The organism is Acidisoma cellulosilyticum (assembly GCF_020621385.1).
Classification (GTDB): domain Bacteria; phylum Pseudomonadota; class Alphaproteobacteria; order Acetobacterales; family Acetobacteraceae; genus Acidisoma; species Acidisoma cellulosilyticum.
On record NZ_JAESVA010000001.1, the window covers coordinates 438978 to 455614 of the forward strand.

Here is a 16637-nt window from a genome sequence, read left to right on the forward strand (position 1 = left end):
TATCACATGGCAGATAGGCATTGGTGGGACAAGTTTCAGCACCTGAGCAAGTCGATCTGTCCCTAAAGCGCGGTCGCGAGCCCCCCGCCGCGCTTGTCGGTCAGCATGGCAGCGATCGCCCGGCGTGCCGGCGGCAGGACAGTGCCAAGGCCGATGATGGCGTGGCGCGCGATCCGCGCCGGCACGTCTTCCTTGCTGTAGAGCGTGGCGATGGCATTCGTGCCGGCGAATAGCGGGAAACTGGCGCGGCGATGACGGGATTCATAAGCCCGCAACGCGCCCGCCAGACCGGCATCGACGCCGGCCGATTTCAGCTCACCCGCCAGAATGGCGGCACCCGAAAGGCCGAGATTGAAGCCATGGGCGGTGACGGGATGCATGCCGACCGCCGCGTCGCCGATGAGCGCAAACCGCTGGCCCACGAAGCGATGGGCGAAGGTCGCGACCAGCGGGTAGGCATGGCGCGTGCTGAGGAGGCGCAGGTTGCCCAGCTTCCGCCGGGCAAGGCTGCGCTCCATCTCGGCCTCGAACGCGCCAGCCTCCATCGCCATCAGCTTGGCAATGTCGGTCGCGCTGCGGGTGATGACGACGGACGAAATCTGGCCGTTAACAGGAAGAAGGGCGGCCGTCTGCCCGTAATCGAACCATTCGACCGCCGTCTCATGATGCGGCGCCTCATGCGCCATGCGGCAGACCATCATCGACCGCTTGAAGTCATGCGTAATGGCGCCGATGCCCTGGCTTTTCCGCGACTGTGAAAACCGGGTGTCGGCGGCAACGGCCAACTTCGCCGTGATCGTCTCGCCATCAGCCAGACGCAGGGTGGCAAACTCCCGCATTACGGTCAGCTTTTCGAGCGCCGTGCCTGAGAGAAGGGCAATGCCCTCGGCTTGTTTGAAGCGCTTGAACAAAGCGCCGCGAATGAGGTGATTGGGGACAAGGAAGCCCAGCGGCTGGTCGCTCGTCTCCTTCGGGGGACTGAAGGTCAGCGCATGGGGCGCACGACCGTTCATCACCTGCGCGCGACGCAGCGGAGAGATGGATGCTCCCGGAATTTCGTCCCAGGCGCCCAGACTTTCCAGCACATGGCGGGAATGGTGGGTCAGCGCGATTTCCCGCCCATCGAAGGGCGGATCGGCGAGCACACTCTCCGGCTGACGCTCGACGATCGCAATGCGGAAGCCCTGGCCCGCGAGGCTTTGGGCGAAAGCGAGCCCGACCGGCCCAGCACCGATGATCGCGACGTCATACAAGGCAGCACACTCCCCGAATGCGGGTGGCAAGCCACCCGACCTCTTGTCTCACTATAATGCGGGGCGGCCCTCAGGGATGCGGGCCGCCGACGCATGGCCGCCTATATCAGGCGAGCTTGGCATCCGCCACGATGCGGACCATGGCGGCGAAGCCTTCCGGCGTCCAGGCCGACCGGCCGATGAAGAGCCCATCGACATTGGGCAGGCTGATGAGGCCGGCGCCGTTGGTCTGGGACACCGAGCCGCCATAGATGATGCGCGTGTCCTCCGCCGTCTTCTCGCCCCAGAGATCGACCAGCAAGGCGCGCAGCCCGGCATGGCGTTCGGCCACATAATCCGGCGGGGCGGCGTCCGACTGGCCGATCGCCCAGCGCGGCTCATAGGCCAGCACGACGCCCGGAATGGTCGCAGGCGTCTGCCCGGCAAGCGCCGTCATCACCTGATAGCGCAGCGTGTCGTCGGAGGTGCCAAGGCGCTTATCCTCGGCACTTTCACCCAGGCAGAGGATGGGCGTGAGATCAGCGGCCAAGGCGGCATCGACCTTGAGACGCACGCGTTCATAGGTCTCACCGAAATGCTGCAAACGCTCGGAATGGGCGAGTTCGGCATAGCGGCAGCCGACTTCCTTCAGCATCGGCGCCGAGATTTCACCGGTCCAGGAGCCGGCCTCATCCCAATGGATATTCTGCCCGCCGGTCTGCACAGGTGAGCCTGCGAAGCCGGCCGAGGCCGCCGAAAGCGAGACGAAGGGCGGCAGCACGAAAATATCCAGCCCCGCCGTTTTCTGCTCAGCCAGAAGCGCGCGCAGCCGCGCCGCATAGGTCAAAGCGGCCGCCGGACCGTGGTTCATCTTCCAGCCGGTACCAACCATGGGTTTGCGCATCTTGGCCTCTCTGTCGTCTATGCACGGATGAAGTCTTTCCATCCGCATTCCGTTGCTCGTGATTCCGCCCACCGATATCCCCGCATAACGGGATTGGACAGGCTATGATTGCCGTCATCGGCGCCGGACCGGCCGGCTTGATGGCCGCCGAAACCCTGGCGCAAGCCGGCGAAGCCGTGACGGTCTTCGACCAGATGCCGTCGGTCGGCCGCAAATTCCTGCTGGCCGGGCGCGGCGGCCTTAACCTCACTCATTCCGAAATTCTTCCGAATTTCCTGAACCGCTATGGCTCTGACGCATCGCCGCAGTTGATCGACGCCGTGCGGGCCTATCCGCCGGAGAGGCTGCGCATCTGGGCGGAAGGACTGGGCCAGACCCTGTTCGTAGGCTCCAGCGGCCGCGTCTTCCCGAAGGCGATGAAGGCAAGTCCGCTTCTGCGCGCCTGGTTGCAGCGGCTGGCGACCCTTGGCGTCACCTTCCGTCTCCGTCAACGCTGGCTTGGTTTCGCCGATGACGGCGCGCTGCTGTTCGAGGGCGCGGAGCCTCTGCGCGCCGAGGGCGTGGTGCTGGCGCTCGGCGGCGCGTCCTGGCCGAAGCTTGGCAGCGACGGCCATTGGACCGCCGTTCTGGCGGAAAACGGTATTCCCACTACCCCGCTGCGACCCGCCAATGCAGGGCTGCGCATCGGCTGGACCGAGCATTTCCGCGAGAAATTCGCGGGTACACCGCTGAAATCGGTCGCAATGCGGTGGCAGGATCGGGTCTCCCGGGGCGATGGTATAATCAGCACATATGGCATGGAGGGCGGGCTGGTCTATCCCCTGACCAGCGCCCTGCATGAAGCGACCGCTTCAGGCGGCAAAGTCGAGGTCGCCATCGACCTGCGGCCTGAGCTGAGCGAGCCGGCCTTGGCGGAAAAGCTGCGGCAGATCCGCCCGCGTGACAGCCTGTCCACGGGGTTGAAGCGCTGTCTGGCACTCGCCCCCAATGCCATCAGCCTGTTGCGGGAGGTGAGCCGCGATCTGCCGCGCGATCCTGGCCCGCTCGCCCATCTCATCAAGCATCTGCCGCTGACGGTCACCGGCACCGAAGGGCTGGGCCGCGCCATCTCCACCGCCGGCGGCGTCAGCTGGGATGAGATCGACGGCCGTTTCATGCTGAAGCAGTTGCCCGGCGTATTCGTGGCGGGGGAGATGCTGGACTGGGACGCGCCCACGGGCGGCTATCTGCTACAGGCGAGCTTCGCAACAGGCTTTGCCGCAGGCCAGGGAATGCTCGACTGGCGGAAGCCGGGTTGATAATCCCCACTCCGCCAAGGAGGCGCCTGACCGAGTCATGACGATAGCGATCGAGATGGGCCAGACGGCGGCCAATGCCCCTGCGGTCATGGACCTGGAAGAACTGCTGGCGACCCGGCTTCTGGTGCAGGGCAATTCCGGCTCCGGCAAGTCCCACCTTCTGCGCCGGTTGATGGAGCAGAGCGCGCCTTGGGTGCAGCAGGCGGTGATCGACCCGGAAGGCGATTTCGTGACGCTGGCCGATCGCTTCGGTCATCTGGTGATCGACGCCGAAGCGCATACCGAACACGGACTGCAACTGGCCGGGGAGCGCGCGCGCATGCATCGCGTCTCGACCGTCCTCAACCTGGAAGGGCTGGACGCTGAGAACCAGATGCGCCGGGCGGCGGCCTTCCTGGGCGGCTTGTTCGATGTCTCCCGCGACCATTGGTATCCCATGCTGGTCGTGGTGGACGAGGCGCAGCTTTTCGCCCCCGCCGTCGCGGGTGAGGTGTCGGACGAGGCCCGGAAACTCTCCCTCGGCGCCATGACCAACCTGATGTGCCGCGGCCGCAAGCGTGGCCTCGCCGGGATCATCGCGACCCAGCGTCTGGCCAAGCTCGCCAAGAATGTCGCGGCCGAGGCCTCCAACTTCCTGATGGGCCGCACCTTTCTGGATATCGACATGGCGCGCGCCGCCGATCTGCTGGGCATGGAGCGTCGTCAGGCCGAAGGATTCCGCGATCTGGAGCGGGGCCATTTCATGGCGTTGGGCCCGGCTTTGTCGCGCCGGCCTTTATCCCTGCGCATTGGGGACACCGAAACCGCGCCGCGCAATGCGACGCCGCGGCTGATGCCGATGCCGAATGCTGCGTTGGAAGACGCGGCCGCCGTCATTCTGGCCGCCCCGCCGCCTGAGGCGATGCGCGCCGCCATGCGCCGCGCGCCCGCGCCGCCGCCGCCCGATCTGCTCAGCCAGCTGATGGCCGCGAAACCGGCGGCGACCGAAGCAGCACGGGAGGTCGAGGTCGTACCACCCAGTTCCGAGGAAATCGCCGCGCGCCGAGCCCGGCTGGACGGTATCCTGCGCGCCATCCTGGCCGACCCCGAGGCCGGTTTCCGGGCCATCGGCGTGTTGTATCAGGATTTTCTGGTCCGCTGCCGCATCGAAGGATTGGGCGCCGGTGCGCCGGATCTATCGGCCTTTCGCCGCATGCTGACCCGCGCCCGCGCCGGTATCAGCGCGGACATGGCTGAGGATGCGGTGTGGCAGGATGTCTCGGCCCGCGCCTCCGTCCTACCCGAAGATATGCAGGGCATTTTCATGATGATTGCCGGTGCCGCGCGCGAAGGCGCCGCTTGTCCTGGCGACCCTGCCCTCGCCCGCGCCTATGGCACAAGGTCCCTCAGCCGCGCGCGGCGCCTGCTGACCTATATGGAGGAGCAGGGGCTGATCGTCTGCCAGACGGACGGCATCGGCCGGCGCATCGTGACGCTGGTCGAGCTTGCCTGGGCGACCGCACCCGGTGACCCGAATGCGGATGCCGCCCTGGCGGGTTGACCCGTCAGCTTACCGCCTGCTGCGAGACGGGCGTGAGCACGCGTTTGTTCGGCAGAAGCGCGCTGCCGACGACGATGATCGCCACATTGATCAGCAGGCAGACGAAGCCGGTGTTGAACCCGTCGAGATGGACATGCTCGACGTAAAACAGGATTGCCAGGACATCGGCGCAGAGGATGCCGGCCATGATGGCCAGCGGATTGGCCCGACGGAAGAAGATGATGGCGATGATGCCCGGAAAGAACTGGGTAATGCCGAAATACGCCGTATTCACCAAAGTCAGCATGAGTGACGGCGTGAGAAGCGTAAAAATGATCGACAACGCCAGATAGACGACGATGACGATCTTGGCACCGCTGCGCTGACGCGGCTCATCCAGATGGCCGAGCAGATTGCGCGAGACCAAGGGCCCGATGGCCAGGCAGATACCGGCCAGCACGACAAGACCAGACAAGGCCGCGCCTGATGCGACCAGCCCCAGCAGCCAACTCGGCAAAAGGTGCACTGCCGTCGTCAGCAGCGCCTGGTTGGGTGAACCAAGCTTGTAATTTTGCCCAATCGCGAAATAGGACGCGACGACCAGAAACGGAAACATCAGCATATAGAGCGGCATCACGATCTGCGTGCGGCGGATGGTCTGCTCGCTCCGCGCCGTGAAGATATTCGGGATGGAGAAGGGAAAGACGTAGAAGCCCATTGCCTGAAAGATGATGGTGGTGACCGAGAAGCGATCCTCCGCCGGGGTCATGTGATTGCGCACATGCTGGCTGGCGACCTGGAAGATATGGCTGACGCTGTCAGATGACGTCGCGGCGACGCCGATGACGACCAGCGACAGGACCAGCAGCGTGTCCTTGATGATCGAGACCATGGCCGGCGCGCGAATGCCGGATGCCGCGATATAGGCGAAAGCAAGCCCCGCCGAGATCAGCGTCAGGATCAATGGGTTGAACTGCCAACCCAGCACATGCAGCGCCAGGATCAGGCCGGTGAACTGCAATTGCCCCCAGGGGATCAGGAAGATGATGGCGGTAATGGTGACCGTCAGCTCAAGCGCGCGGCTGTTGAAATGGCTTTTGAACAGGTCCGGCAAGGTCAGCGCATTGTAGATTTTGCCCGCGCGCCAGATCCAGGGATTGAGGAAATACCCGATCGGATAGGCGAGGAGAATGTAACCCATGAACCAGATGGCGAAGCTCGGCCCCTTGGCATAAATGCCGCCGGGCAGGCCCAGCATCGTGCCGAGGCTGTAGATTTCGCCCGCCGCCAGAAAGAAGAACAGCGCGCTGCCGAACTGGCGTGAGGCGACGAGATATTCGCGGAGATCAAGCACGTTGTGCCCACGGACCGCAGCGAATGCCATGACCAGGGAGAGCGCGATGACGATCAGAAAGACGATGCTTGCCATTGTGTGATCTCCCTCAAACGCTATCGGGGCGATGGCGGTCGAAACAGAACCAGCAGATGGCGAGGCAGATTGCCGTCAGAATGAACCAGGCGAACATCCAAAGGTAGAGGAAGGGGATATTCCACAAGGTCCAGGAGACCTCATTTGCCAGCGGCACCATCAGCGCCACGGCGATAAAGGGAATGACCAATCCGATCACAACTCTCAACACGGCAAAGCCTCCTCGGTCTCAAGCTTTTCGTTCAAGCAAGATCACTGCCGTTTCTGGTTTTGGTGCGGACACAACTGAGTGATACGGCGGCAAAAGGAGGGATCCCCGGGTCAGGCCGATGGCGTCAGTGATATCGCGCCAATCGATACCACAAATCAAAATTGCCGATTGGCGTTATGTCTAGCCAGCAATCATAGCTTTGGGTCATCGGCCTGCACCCGGCAGGCTGGCAATGGAACGAAAAGATGGCAAACGAGATCATCTGGCCCGAGGGCTTTATCCCCGGCTTCTCCGATAATTTTGCATCGAATGAGGTCATCGTCGCAGGGCTGAGCGCGGCTGAGATATGGCCTTGGCTCAGCGAAGCTCCGCTATGGCCGCGCTACTATGCCAATGCCGCCGATATCGCATTCGACGGCGGAAAAGGCCCGCATCTGGAAGAAAATCTGCGCTTCCGCTTCAAGACCTTCGGCTTTCCGGTCGAAGCGCGCTGCACGGAATATCTGCCGCCAGCGGAAGGCCGGCCCGGCCGCATCGCCTGGCACGGCTGGGTCGGCGAGGACAGCGATGCGGAAAACCGTCTGGACGTTCACCACGCCTGGTTGATCGAGGATCTGTCCGGCGGCCGCGTGCGCGTGCTGACGCAGGAAACTCAGCAGGGCAAGCCGGCACGCGCACTGGCCGAGGCCAGCCCCAACCCTATGATCAACGGCCATCAGGACTGGCTGAACGGTCTCATCGGCGCAGCGCGCAAGGCGAAGGGACAGTAACGCCTCAGACCGGCAAGCGGACCCCCGCCCGCAGCCCACCCAGCGGACTGCGGGAGAGCACGATCTCTCCCCCGTGGGCACGCACGATATCGCGCGCGATGGTCAGGCCCAGACCATGGCCGCCGCTTGCCTCCCCGCTCTCGAACGGACGGAAGACCGCCTCCAGCCGGTCGGGCGCAATACCCGGCCCGTCATCATCGACCGTCACTTCCACCATATTGGCGGAGAGATAGGCGACGCCCACGGCGACATGCGGCGCATGTCGGCGGGCGTTATCGACCAGATTGGCGAGCGCTCGGCGGATCGCGTCGGGGCGGAGGAGCAGCACAAGATCCTGCCGGCCGTGCAGCGTGATGCGCGCCCCGGCGCGGCGGGCGCCTCCGACTACCTCTTCGAGCAGTGCCGAGAGATTGGTGATCTCGGTCTTCTCCTCGCCCTCGCCCCGCGCGAAGGCGAGATAGCCGCTGATCATGCGCTCCATCTCTTCGACATCCGTCGTCATATCCACGATATCGGGCTGAAGCTCAGGCGTCTTCGGCAGCATGGCGAGCGTCAGACGAAGCCGTGTCAGCGGCGTGCGCAGATCGTGGCTGACCCCCGCGAGCATATCGGTGCGCTGGGACAGGAAGCGTTTGATGCGCTCCTGCATGCGGTTGAAGGCAACCGCGGCCCGGCGCACTTCCCGCGCGCCTTCAGGCCGGATCGGGCCGCGATCCCGCCCCATGCCGAAGGATTCCGCTGCCCTGGCCAGGCGGCGGATGCCGCGCACCTGAATGCGCAGGAACAGGCTCGCCACGACAACCAACAGCACGGACGTGCCGAAAACCCAAAACGCGAACATGAGCAGCGAACCGGCCCAAAGGCGTTTGCGCGGAATATCCACGTGCACGACGCCGTTTTGCTGCTGCACGCTGACAATCACGAAATCAGGGTTCGATATCCAATCGGCCGTGAACGGCTTGCCGAGATGCTGGGCCAAGGCGCTGGACAGATCATCATCCATCGGCCCGAAGATATTGACGGTTTTGCCATGCTGCAGCCTGGCGCCGGGATCGAAAGCCATGGCCAGCTGAAATTGTTGCTGCACGTCATGCATAATGCGCCATTGCTGGGCCGGGTCCGGGCTGTGATCCAGCTGATCCAGCGTGAAGGCGATTTCGCCTGCGATGCTGAAGGCGAAGCGGCGCGAGACGATGCTGAGATGGCTGCCGTAGAAGACCTGCAATACCACCGCCTCCAGCAGCAGCACCGGCAGCAGGATGATCAGCAGGCTGCGGGCGAACAGACCGCGCGGCAGAAATTTCCGGAAGACGCGTTCAAAGGCCATGGTTCAGACGGCCTTCGATGCGGAGCGCCGCGTGCTCACAGACCCGGCTTCAGCACATAGCCCCGGCCGCGCACGGTATGGAGATAGCGCGGCTCGCGGCTGTCGCGCTCGATCTTACGGCGAAGCCGGGTGACCTGCACGTCGATGGCGCGCTCACCGGGCTCGTCCATGCCAAGCGCCTCGGCGATTTCCTCCCGCGACAGGATTTCATTGGGCTTGCGGGCCAGCGCCGTCAGCAGCGCGATCTCCCCACCCGTCAGACGGATCGGACCGCTCGCATTGCGTAGCTCGCCCCGGGCTGGATCGAATTCCGCCTCTCCCAGCCGGATCGGGCCGATATCGATCGCGGGTGAGTTCGCGACGCTGCCCGCACGTCGCAACAGGGCGCGGACACGCAGCACCAGCTCATAGGGGTCGAAGGGCTTGCCAAGATAATCATCCGCCCCGGCCTCGAACCCTGCGATGCGGTCCTCCGGCGCACCGCGCGCGGTGAGCAGCAGCACGGGCAGTTCCGGGTCGCCATTGCGGCGCAGATCATCGACCAATTCGATCCCGCTTTCGCCGGGCATGGTGACATCAAGCACCATGATGTCCGGACGGAGCGAGCGCAGGCTGTCACGGGCATGCGCCGCGTCCTCTGCCGCCGTCACCCGGAATCCGCGCTCTGTCAGATAGCGGACCAGCAGGCGCCGCAACTTCTCGTCGTCATCGACGACGAGAATATGGGCATTGAGGGTCGCGTCGGCCGGGGTAGAGGCGTTGCCGCTCATGGATGGTCCTTGGGAAAGTCTGGCTCAGGCGGATCGGGCGCGCAGCTCCCGCGCTGCCGCTTCCATCGCCGCAAGATGGGCCTGCCCCGTCTCATCCGTCAAAGCCCGCAACACGCGGCGGAACCCCTCCACCGCCGTGCTGCCGGCATCGCGATAGGCCCGCAGCAACAGATCGCGCTGCCGCTCGAACAGCTGCCGCTCCAACGCGGCGCCCTTGGCCGTCAGGCTCAACAGACGCTGGCGCCGGTCGACCCGGCCGGGCGCCTGGACGACATAGCCCTGCTCGATCAGTGTCGTCAGCACACGCGACAAACTCTGTTTCGTGATGCCGAGGATGGAGAGCAGGTCGGATACGCTCATCCCCGGCATGCGGGCGATGAAATGCAGCGCGCGATGATGGGCGCGGCCAAGCTCCAACCCATCCAGCACCTCGTCCGCCGCATGGGTAAAATCCCGATAGGCGAAGAACAGCATGTCCTGCGCCAAACGCAGCTCCTCCTCCCTCAAAAAGAGCAAGCCTGCGCCTGCATTCGATGGAGATTGGGCGCTCGGGGGCATAGCTGACATACAGGCAGTTTAAGGCAGCTTCATTGACTTAACAAGAATAGAGATCATAACTCCACCTTGTTTCGCGCAACAATATTTCGGAAATAACCCAAAATGGCGCTCATTCCTTTCGATGACCGCGATGGCATGATCTGGTGGAACGGGTCCCTTCGTCCCTGGCGCGATGCCAAGCTGCATGTCCTCAGCCATGGCCTGCATTACGGCAGCGCCGTCTTCGAAGGCGAACGCGCCTATGGCGGCCATATTTTCAAGCTCCGCGCGCATTCCGAGCGCCTGAAGCGCTCCGCCCAGTTGCTCGGCTACGACATTCCCTATTCGGTCGAAGAGATCGACGAGGCCTGTGACGCCGTGCTGGAAGCCAATGGCCTGACGGACGCCTATGTCCGCCCCATCGCCTGGCGCGGCACGGAGCAGCTGGCGGTCTCCGCCAAGCTCACCAGCATCAACCTTGCCGTCGCCGTCTGGGCCTGGCCGAACCTGTTTGGCGCCGACCGTATGAAGGGCGTGCGTCTGGCTTGGGCAGCGTGGAAGCGCCCGCACCCGGAGACGGCGCCCACCGCATCCAAGGCCGCCGGCCTCTATATGATCGGCACGATGTCGAAGCATAAGGCCGAGGATGACGGTTTCGATGATGCGCTGATGTTGGACTGGCGCGGCCAGGTGGCGGAAGCGACGGGGGCCAATGTGTTCTTCGTCATGGACGGCGCATTGCATACGCCGACACCCGATTGCTTCCTGGACGGCATCACCCGCCGCACGGTGATGGGCATCGCCCGCCGCCACCAGATCCAGGTCGTGGAACGCGCAATTCTGCCGGACGAAATCGGCCGGGCGAGCGAAGTCTTCCTGGCCGGCACCGCCGCCGAGGTCACACCTGTGCGACAAATCGGCGATCTGAACTTTACGCCGGGTCCGATCACCGAGCGTCTCTTGCGCGATTACGAGGCACTGGTTCAGATGTCGCCGCAGCAGGTCGCCGCTCTCGCCGCCTAGCGAGACGCCCTAGCCATGAGGAGCCCCGGATGAGCGAAAACTTGGTCGAAAAGGGTTCATCCGCGGGTATCGAGCCCTATGACGGGCCGGCCGGCGGCTGGGGCGCGCTGCGCGCCGTCGCGAAGGCGCTGCGCGAGCAGATGGATACCGTCTCGGGCGGCAAGCTGCTGCTGCGCAACAATCAGCCCAAGGGGTTCGATTGCCCCGGCTGCGCCTGGCCTGACCCGAAACACACCTCGACCTTCGAATTCTGCGAAAACGGCGCCAAGGCCGTGTCCTGGGAAGCGACCAAGAAACGCGCCACGCCGGCTGTGTTCGCCCAGCACAAGGTCGCCGACCTGCTGACCTGGACCGACCGCGATATCGAGAATCTCGGCCGGCTGACGCATCCGATGACCTATGACGCTGCCAGCGACACCTATGTCGAGATCAGCTGGGAGGCGGCTTTCGCGAAAATCGCCTTGGTGCTGAACGCCCTGCCCGACCCGAATATGGCCGAGTTCTATACCTCCGGCCGCGCATCGAACGAGGCGGCGTTCCTGTACCAGCTCTTCGTTCGCGCCTATGGTACCAACAACTTCCCCGACTGCTCCAACATGTGCCACGAGGCGACGAGCGTCGGCCTGCCGCAATCGATCGGGATCGGCAAAGGCACCGTCAGCCTGGAAGATTTCGACCATGCCGACGCGATCCTCTCGATCGGTCATAACCCTGGCACCAATCATCCGCGCATGATGACGACGCTGCGCGAGGCCGCGAAGCGCGGCGCCCCGATCATCGTCTTCAATCCGCTGAAGGAACGCGCGCTGGAACGTTTCGCCTCCCCGCAGGATCCGGTGGAGATGGCAACCTTCAGCTCCACCCCCATCGCCAGCGCCTATCATCAGCTGAAGGTCGGTGGTGACGCTGCAGCGCTGAAGGGCGTCATGAAGGCCGTGCTGGCGCTGGACGCGGCCGATATCGCGGCAGGCGGCACCGGTAAGCTGGACCGCGCTTTCATCGCCGAACACACCAACGGGTTCGAGGCTTTGCGCTCGGATCTGGAAACGACCGACTGGGCCGATATCGAGGCAGTCTCCGGCCTCACGCGGCAGGTTCTTGAGGATACGGCGCAGGTCTATTGCACGGCCAAATCCGTCATCGTCTGCTACGGCATGGGCGTCACGCAGCATCGTCGCGGCACCGAGAATGTGCAGCAGATCGCCAATCTTCTGCTGATGCGCGGCAATTTCGGTCGGCCGGGCGCCGGCATCTGCCCGTTGCGCGGCCATTCGAATGTGCAGGGCGACCGCACCGTCGGCATCGACGAGAAGGCACCGGCCGCATTGCGCGCCGGCATCAAACGCACCTTCGGGTTCGATCCGCCGGAGGCCAAGGGCCATGATGCGGTCGAATCGATCGAAGCGATTGCCGAAGGCCATTCCAGGGTGCTCGTTGCCCTTGGCGGCAATCTGGCGGTCGCCATGTCCGACCCGCTGACGACCTTCGCCGCCATGCGCAAGCTGGACCTTGCCGTGCATATCGCGACCAAGCCGAACCGGTCGCATCTTTTGGTGGGCCAGGAGAGCATCATTCTGCCCTGCCTCGGCCGTACGGAACTCGATATCCAGGCCGGGGGTGCGCAATCGGTGACGGTCGAGGATAGCATGTCCATGGTCCATGCCTCGACAGGCCGGCTGCCGCCGCCCTCCTCCGAGGTCCGCTCGGAACCCGCGATCGTCGCGGGGATCGCCAAGGCGGTGCTGGGCGACCGGCACGGCATCGACTGGGACGGCATGATCGCCAATTACGATCTGATCCGCGACAAGATCGAGGGCGTGTTTCCGGCCTTCAAAAATTTCAACGCGCGCATCAAGGAACCGGGCGGCTTCCGCCTGCCGCTGGCGCCGACCGAACGGAAGTGGCTGACGTCGTCGGGAAAGGCCGAGTTCCGGCTGTTCCCCGGCATCTACGAAGATCCCCGGCTGACCGATCCGAAGGTGCTGACACTGACGACGCTGCGCAGCCATGACCAGTACAACACCACGATCTATGGGCTGGACGATCGCTATCGCGGCATTTTCGGCCGCCGCGATGTCGTCTTCCTCAATGCCGATGATCTCGCCGCGCAAGGGCTGCAGGCGGGCGATCTTGTGGATGTGGCGGCAGAGCCGGAACAAGGTGAGACGCCCTATCCGGGTGCGGTGCTGAAGCGCCTGACCATCGTCGCCTATGATATCCCGCGCGGCTCGGCCGGTGCTTATTACCCGGAGGCGAATATCCTGATCCCGCTATCCCATCAGGATAAGCATAGCGGAACGCCGGGCTATAAATCCGTGCCGGTGCGGCTGACCCCGGTCACCCGCGCCGCCTGATCCTTGGCAGCCACCGGCGCGCCCTGGCTCCAGGCGCCGAAGGCCCGCCGCGCCTTTGCCTGGCTGCCATGGCGATTGGCATAGACCTGGGTGAACTCGGCGCCGAGCAGGAAAATCTGCGCCGAATAATAGACCCAGAGCAGCAGGATCACGAGCGCGCCCGCCGCCCCGTAGGAGGAGGAGACGTGGCTGCCGCCGATATAAAGCCCGATCCCGGCCTTGCCGACCGTATAGAGCACGGCCGTGAAGGCCGAGCCCACGAGCACGTCCCGCCAATAAAGCTTCTTATCCGGCAATACCTTGTAGACGGCAGCGAACAGAACCGTCGTGAAGACGAATGACACGGCGATATTGATCAGCGGCAGCATGAAGCCGACATCCGGCACCACCTGATTGATGCGCCGCCAGGCAGCCGCGATCGCAGCCGTAATGGCGAGCGAGACCAGCAGCAGGAAGCCGAGCGTCACGACCAGACCAAGGCTTTGCGCCCTTGCCCTGATCAGTCTCGAAACCGAGCCATGCGCCGAGGAATCGGTTTTCCAGATCACATTCAGAGAGGTTTGCAATTCCCCAAAGACGCCGCTGGCCGTCACCAACAGCATGACGATGGAAAAAATCGTCGCAATGAGACCGGTGCGGCGGTTGGCCGCGCTCTGGATCATCGACTGCACCAGGCCGGCCGCGTCCGCGCCCATCATGCCGTGCAGCTTCTCGAAGATCACACCGCGGGCCGCATCCTCACCGAAAACGAAACCGGCGATGGCGATGATGACGACCAGAATGGGAGCCAGGGAGAAAATCGTGAAATAGGCGATGGCCGCGCCCCGACTGAGGCAATTGTCCCCGATGAAGCTCATGATCGTGTCCTTGGCCATCTGCCAAGGGGCCATGGACTTGACCCTGGTGACGGCAGAAGACGCAAAACCCATAATCCCTACCCCGGCGAATGGTTCTTTAACCGAGATGAGGGGCCAGGACTGTCGATCAAGGCAAGAAGCGAAGCGGGGCGGGCGGATCGCGCCTGATCATCAAACTTTGACCGGCAACACCGCGCCGAGGAAGCGCCGGCAGGCGTCGCGCGCGGCCTGGCGGTCGAAACGGGCGTCGAGAAACAGGATATCCTGCCAGTAGCGATCGAGCAGGCCGGCAAAGGCGCGCGCCTGCACATCGGCATCGGCCGGACCAAGGCCAAGCTGGGCAAAACGACCGCGAATGGCGTCCATATACAGCGCATCGCGGTCGCCGCAGATTTCGGTATAGGCGGCGCGCCAAGGCGCCTCCGCCTGAAAGGCGAACCACACGGCTACATGGGCTGCGTCGGAAATGGCTGGATCGAAATTATGGTCGATGATGCCAGCGAGTGCGGCTTCCGCATCCTGGCCTGCTTCGGCAAGTGCCGTCTCCAACCCTTGCGCAAATTCCTCGGACAAAGTCCGTAGCGTTTCGACGAGGAGCGCTTCCTTGGTATCGAAATGGTGATTGACGATACCGGCGGTCAGCCCGGCCCCGGCCGCGACTTTCGCAAGCGTGGTGCCGGCAAGACCGTTACGCGCGATGATGGCGATGGCCGCTTCCACCAGATCGCGGCGGCGACCCTCGCGCGTGCCCCGCTCGTTCCGAATCGCCAGTTCCAAAACGCCGCCATCCCCGAAACCGGTCGGAAGGTGGAATAGGCGCACAAAGCCCGCAAGGGCTTCCCGGATTGGCCGCAGAATTCACGAGTCGCCGTCATCGGCGATCCGTGGGCCGTGGGGTTTTAGGTTTGCGAAGCCTGCGGCACGGCGATGGGACGAACGTCCCGCGCGCGGATGAGTTCCGGTGCTGGCAGGGCGGGGGGCCGTGTGATCCTGCTCACGGCCGGCGTGCCAGCCACGGTGCCGTGCTGGGGTCCGCCGCAGCTGCCGGCGCTGGTCCGCACCACATGCGGGGCCAGACCCTGACCCGCGCTGGTGATCTGGATGCTTTGCATGCAGCCACCGCCGACGCCGTTCGCAATGGAGATGAAGGTGTAACTCACCCCGTTGCTGCCGGCCGGCATCAGCGTGTGCATGCCGGGCAGATGCGGCCCCGTCATGATCTGCATGGCCTGCATCATCGCGGCCTGCCGTTGGTCCAGCATCGCCGAAATGCGATCTAGCCGGGCAAAGGGATCGGTTTGAGCGGAAGACGGCGCGAAGGGATTGCCCGCGGGCGAGGCCATCGCGTCCGTCGAATACGCCACGGGCATCACGGCACCGGGTGCGGGTTCGGTCTGCTGCTGCGCAGAGTCGGACAATTCGATCTGCGCGATCTGTCCGCCGGGAAGCTGCAGACGCAGCGTCTTGAAGCCACTGTCCCCAGCATAGGCGAGGCCGGCAAGACTGATTGCACCTGCCATCACGACACCAGCGAGGAGAAGGATGCGGCTAGGCTGCATGACGGGATTATCCATTACTTACGGTCCGTTTCTCAACCTCTACGGCAATTGCGCTATCGGCAGCTTAGCGGCCAGCTAAATTTCCTGTCATGCACCGTCAAGATGATGCGAGCGGCGCGACCAGGGCCGGTCAGCAGGACAGCTTCGGAATCGCCTTGGTCAGATTGGGGAAATCGAGCCGAAGCTCGCGCAACGCCGAAGCGTCATCGGCGTAATGGCCGTGCGTGGTCAGCGTCTCGGTCGGATAGAATTTCATATGGGTCCGGTTCAGGCGATAGAGCCAGACCTTGTAGCGATGCGGCGCGACATGCGGTTCGTCGCCCCAAATGAAATCCCAGACCGCCAGGCCGTAGCCGCGACGACCACCGAGGTCGCCGACATAGATGCCGCCCTCGGCCTGCGTATCCAAGGTCTTGGGCGTCCACAGGCTGAGCTTGCCGCGATCGGACCCGAAAACGATCGCCTCATAAGCGCAATCCGATCCGCCGGTTGCGGCGGCGACCGCCAGAACGGCCTTCGACGTCGCATCAGGCCCCGCCAGCACGGCGTAATGCACGGTCGGGTTCAAAGTCCCGTCCGCCCCTTGGGAGATGCGGAAGAAGCTGGACTGCGTGCCGCCGACCGTCGCGTTCAGCAGCACCTTGCCGTCCGGCCCTGCCAGCGCCACGCTGGGCAGGGCACCGACCGCCTTGATGGTGCGCAGCGTTACCGTGCCGATACCGGGAAAATCCACGTCGGAATGCTCGGCCCTGGCCCCGACGGACCCAAAGAGCAGCGTTCCCGCCAAGCCCAAAGCCAATGCACCGCTTCTTACGAAACGCATGGAATTTCCTGCCCTTACCAATCG

General features: G+C 64.1%; 16 protein-coding genes. 5 read left to right on the top strand and 11 right to left on the bottom strand.

Features of this window, described 5'->3' with window-relative positions; genetic code table 11:
• Window positions 1–62 precede the first annotated feature (62 nt).
• Together ubiM and ACELLULO517_RS02010 are read right to left on the bottom strand one after the other, a co-directional pair.
• Window positions 63–1253 (bottom strand): 5-demethoxyubiquinol-8 5-hydroxylase UbiM, encoded by a 1191-nt coding sequence (gene ubiM, locus ACELLULO517_RS02005; protein ID WP_227305426.1) that lies wholly within the window; start codon window positions 1251–1253, stop codon window positions 63–65.
• 106 nt (window positions 1254–1359) lie between these two features.
• Window positions 1360–2136: a triose-phosphate isomerase family protein gene (locus ACELLULO517_RS02010; RefSeq protein ID WP_227305428.1), complete on the bottom strand. Its 777-nt coding sequence runs from the start codon at window positions 2134–2136 to the stop codon at window positions 1360–1362.
• A 104-nt stretch (window positions 2137–2240) separates the two neighbouring features.
• Here ACELLULO517_RS02010 and ACELLULO517_RS02015 point away from each other — a divergent pair, with 104 nt between their 5' ends.
• On the top strand, window positions 2241–3434 hold the full coding sequence (locus tag ACELLULO517_RS02015; protein ID WP_227305430.1) for a BaiN/RdsA family NAD(P)/FAD-dependent oxidoreductase: 1194 nt from the start codon (window positions 2241–2243) through the stop codon (window positions 3432–3434).
• A 37-nt stretch (window positions 3435–3471) separates the two neighbouring features.
• Entirely contained in the window at window positions 3472–4974 is a 1503-nt protein-coding gene (locus ACELLULO517_RS02020) for an ATP-binding protein (protein WP_227305432.1), read from the top strand.
• A gap of 4 nt (window positions 4975–4978) precedes the next feature.
• On the opposite strand, the gene ACELLULO517_RS02025 is transcribed toward ACELLULO517_RS02020, so the two are convergent.
• Together ACELLULO517_RS02025 and ACELLULO517_RS02030 are read right to left on the bottom strand one after the other, a co-directional pair.
• Window positions 4979–6382 carry a sodium:solute symporter family protein gene (locus ACELLULO517_RS02025; protein WP_227305434.1) on the bottom strand — a complete coding sequence of 468 codons (1404 nt, stop codon included), beginning with the start codon at window positions 6380–6382 and terminating at the stop codon, window positions 4979–4981.
• 13 nt (window positions 6383–6395) lie between these two features.
• Window positions 6396–6593 (bottom strand): DUF3311 domain-containing protein, encoded by a 198-nt coding sequence (locus ACELLULO517_RS02030; RefSeq protein WP_227305436.1) that lies wholly within the window; start codon window positions 6591–6593, stop codon window positions 6396–6398.
• A gap of 245 nt (window positions 6594–6838) precedes the next feature.
• Here ACELLULO517_RS02030 and ACELLULO517_RS02035 point away from each other — a divergent pair, with 245 nt between their 5' ends.
• Entirely contained in the window at window positions 6839–7363 is a 525-nt protein-coding gene (locus ACELLULO517_RS02035) for an SRPBCC family protein (protein ID WP_227305439.1), read from the top strand.
• Window positions 7364–7367: 4 nt separating this feature from the next.
• Here the strand turns inward: ACELLULO517_RS02035 and ACELLULO517_RS02040 are convergent, their stop codons facing one another.
• Genes ACELLULO517_RS02040 through ACELLULO517_RS02050 form a run of 3 tightly spaced genes read right to left on the bottom strand, consistent with a single transcriptional unit; the run spans window position 7368 to window position 9976 of the window.
• Window positions 7368–8690: an ATP-binding protein gene (locus ACELLULO517_RS02040; RefSeq protein WP_227305440.1), complete on the bottom strand. Its 1323-nt coding sequence runs from the start codon at window positions 8688–8690 to the stop codon at window positions 7368–7370.
• Between the two features lie 35 nt (window positions 8691–8725).
• The gene (locus tag ACELLULO517_RS02045) at window positions 8726–9460 is read right to left on the bottom strand and encodes a response regulator (protein WP_227305441.1); all 735 of its coding nucleotides are present in this window, start codon (window positions 9458–9460) and stop codon (window positions 8726–8728) included.
• A 24-nt stretch (window positions 9461–9484) separates the two neighbouring features.
• The gene (locus ACELLULO517_RS02050) at window positions 9485–9976 is read right to left on the bottom strand and encodes a MarR family winged helix-turn-helix transcriptional regulator (RefSeq protein ID WP_456304381.1); all 492 of its coding nucleotides are present in this window, start codon (window positions 9974–9976) and stop codon (window positions 9485–9487) included.
• A gap of 144 nt (window positions 9977–10120) precedes the next feature.
• On the opposite strand from ACELLULO517_RS02050, the gene ACELLULO517_RS02055 reads away from it, so the two are divergent.
• A complete protein-coding gene (locus ACELLULO517_RS02055) occupies window positions 10121–11020 on the top strand; it encodes a branched-chain amino acid aminotransferase (RefSeq protein WP_227305443.1) in 900 nt (299 codons plus the stop codon).
• Between the two features lie 29 nt (window positions 11021–11049).
• Complete coding sequence (locus tag ACELLULO517_RS02060; protein ID WP_227305444.1) at window positions 11050–13374, top strand: FdhF/YdeP family oxidoreductase; 2325 nt, start codon at window positions 11050–11052, stop codon at window positions 13372–13374.
• Here the strand turns inward: ACELLULO517_RS02060 and ACELLULO517_RS02065 are convergent.
• The 4 genes from ACELLULO517_RS02065 to ACELLULO517_RS02080 all read right to left on the bottom strand — a co-directional run bounded on the left by ACELLULO517_RS02065 (window position 13326) and on the right by ACELLULO517_RS02080 (window position 16613).
• Window positions 13326–14264: a YihY/virulence factor BrkB family protein gene (locus ACELLULO517_RS02065; protein ID WP_227305445.1), complete on the bottom strand. Its 939-nt coding sequence runs from the start codon at window positions 14262–14264 to the stop codon at window positions 13326–13328. The genes ACELLULO517_RS02060 and ACELLULO517_RS02065 overlap by 49 nt on opposite strands.
• A gap of 138 nt (window positions 14265–14402) precedes the next feature.
• On the bottom strand, window positions 14403–15008 hold the full coding sequence (locus ACELLULO517_RS02070; RefSeq protein ID WP_227305446.1) for a TetR/AcrR family transcriptional regulator: 606 nt from the start codon (window positions 15006–15008) through the stop codon (window positions 14403–14405).
• 122 nt (window positions 15009–15130) lie between these two features.
• A complete protein-coding gene (locus ACELLULO517_RS02075; RefSeq protein WP_227305447.1) occupies window positions 15131–15805 on the bottom strand; it encodes a hypothetical protein in 675 nt (224 codons plus the stop codon).
• A gap of 115 nt (window positions 15806–15920) precedes the next feature.
• The gene (locus tag ACELLULO517_RS02080) at window positions 15921–16613 is read right to left on the bottom strand and encodes a hypothetical protein (protein WP_227305448.1); all 693 of its coding nucleotides are present in this window, start codon (window positions 16611–16613) and stop codon (window positions 15921–15923) included.
• Window positions 16614–16637: the final 24 nt, after the last annotated feature.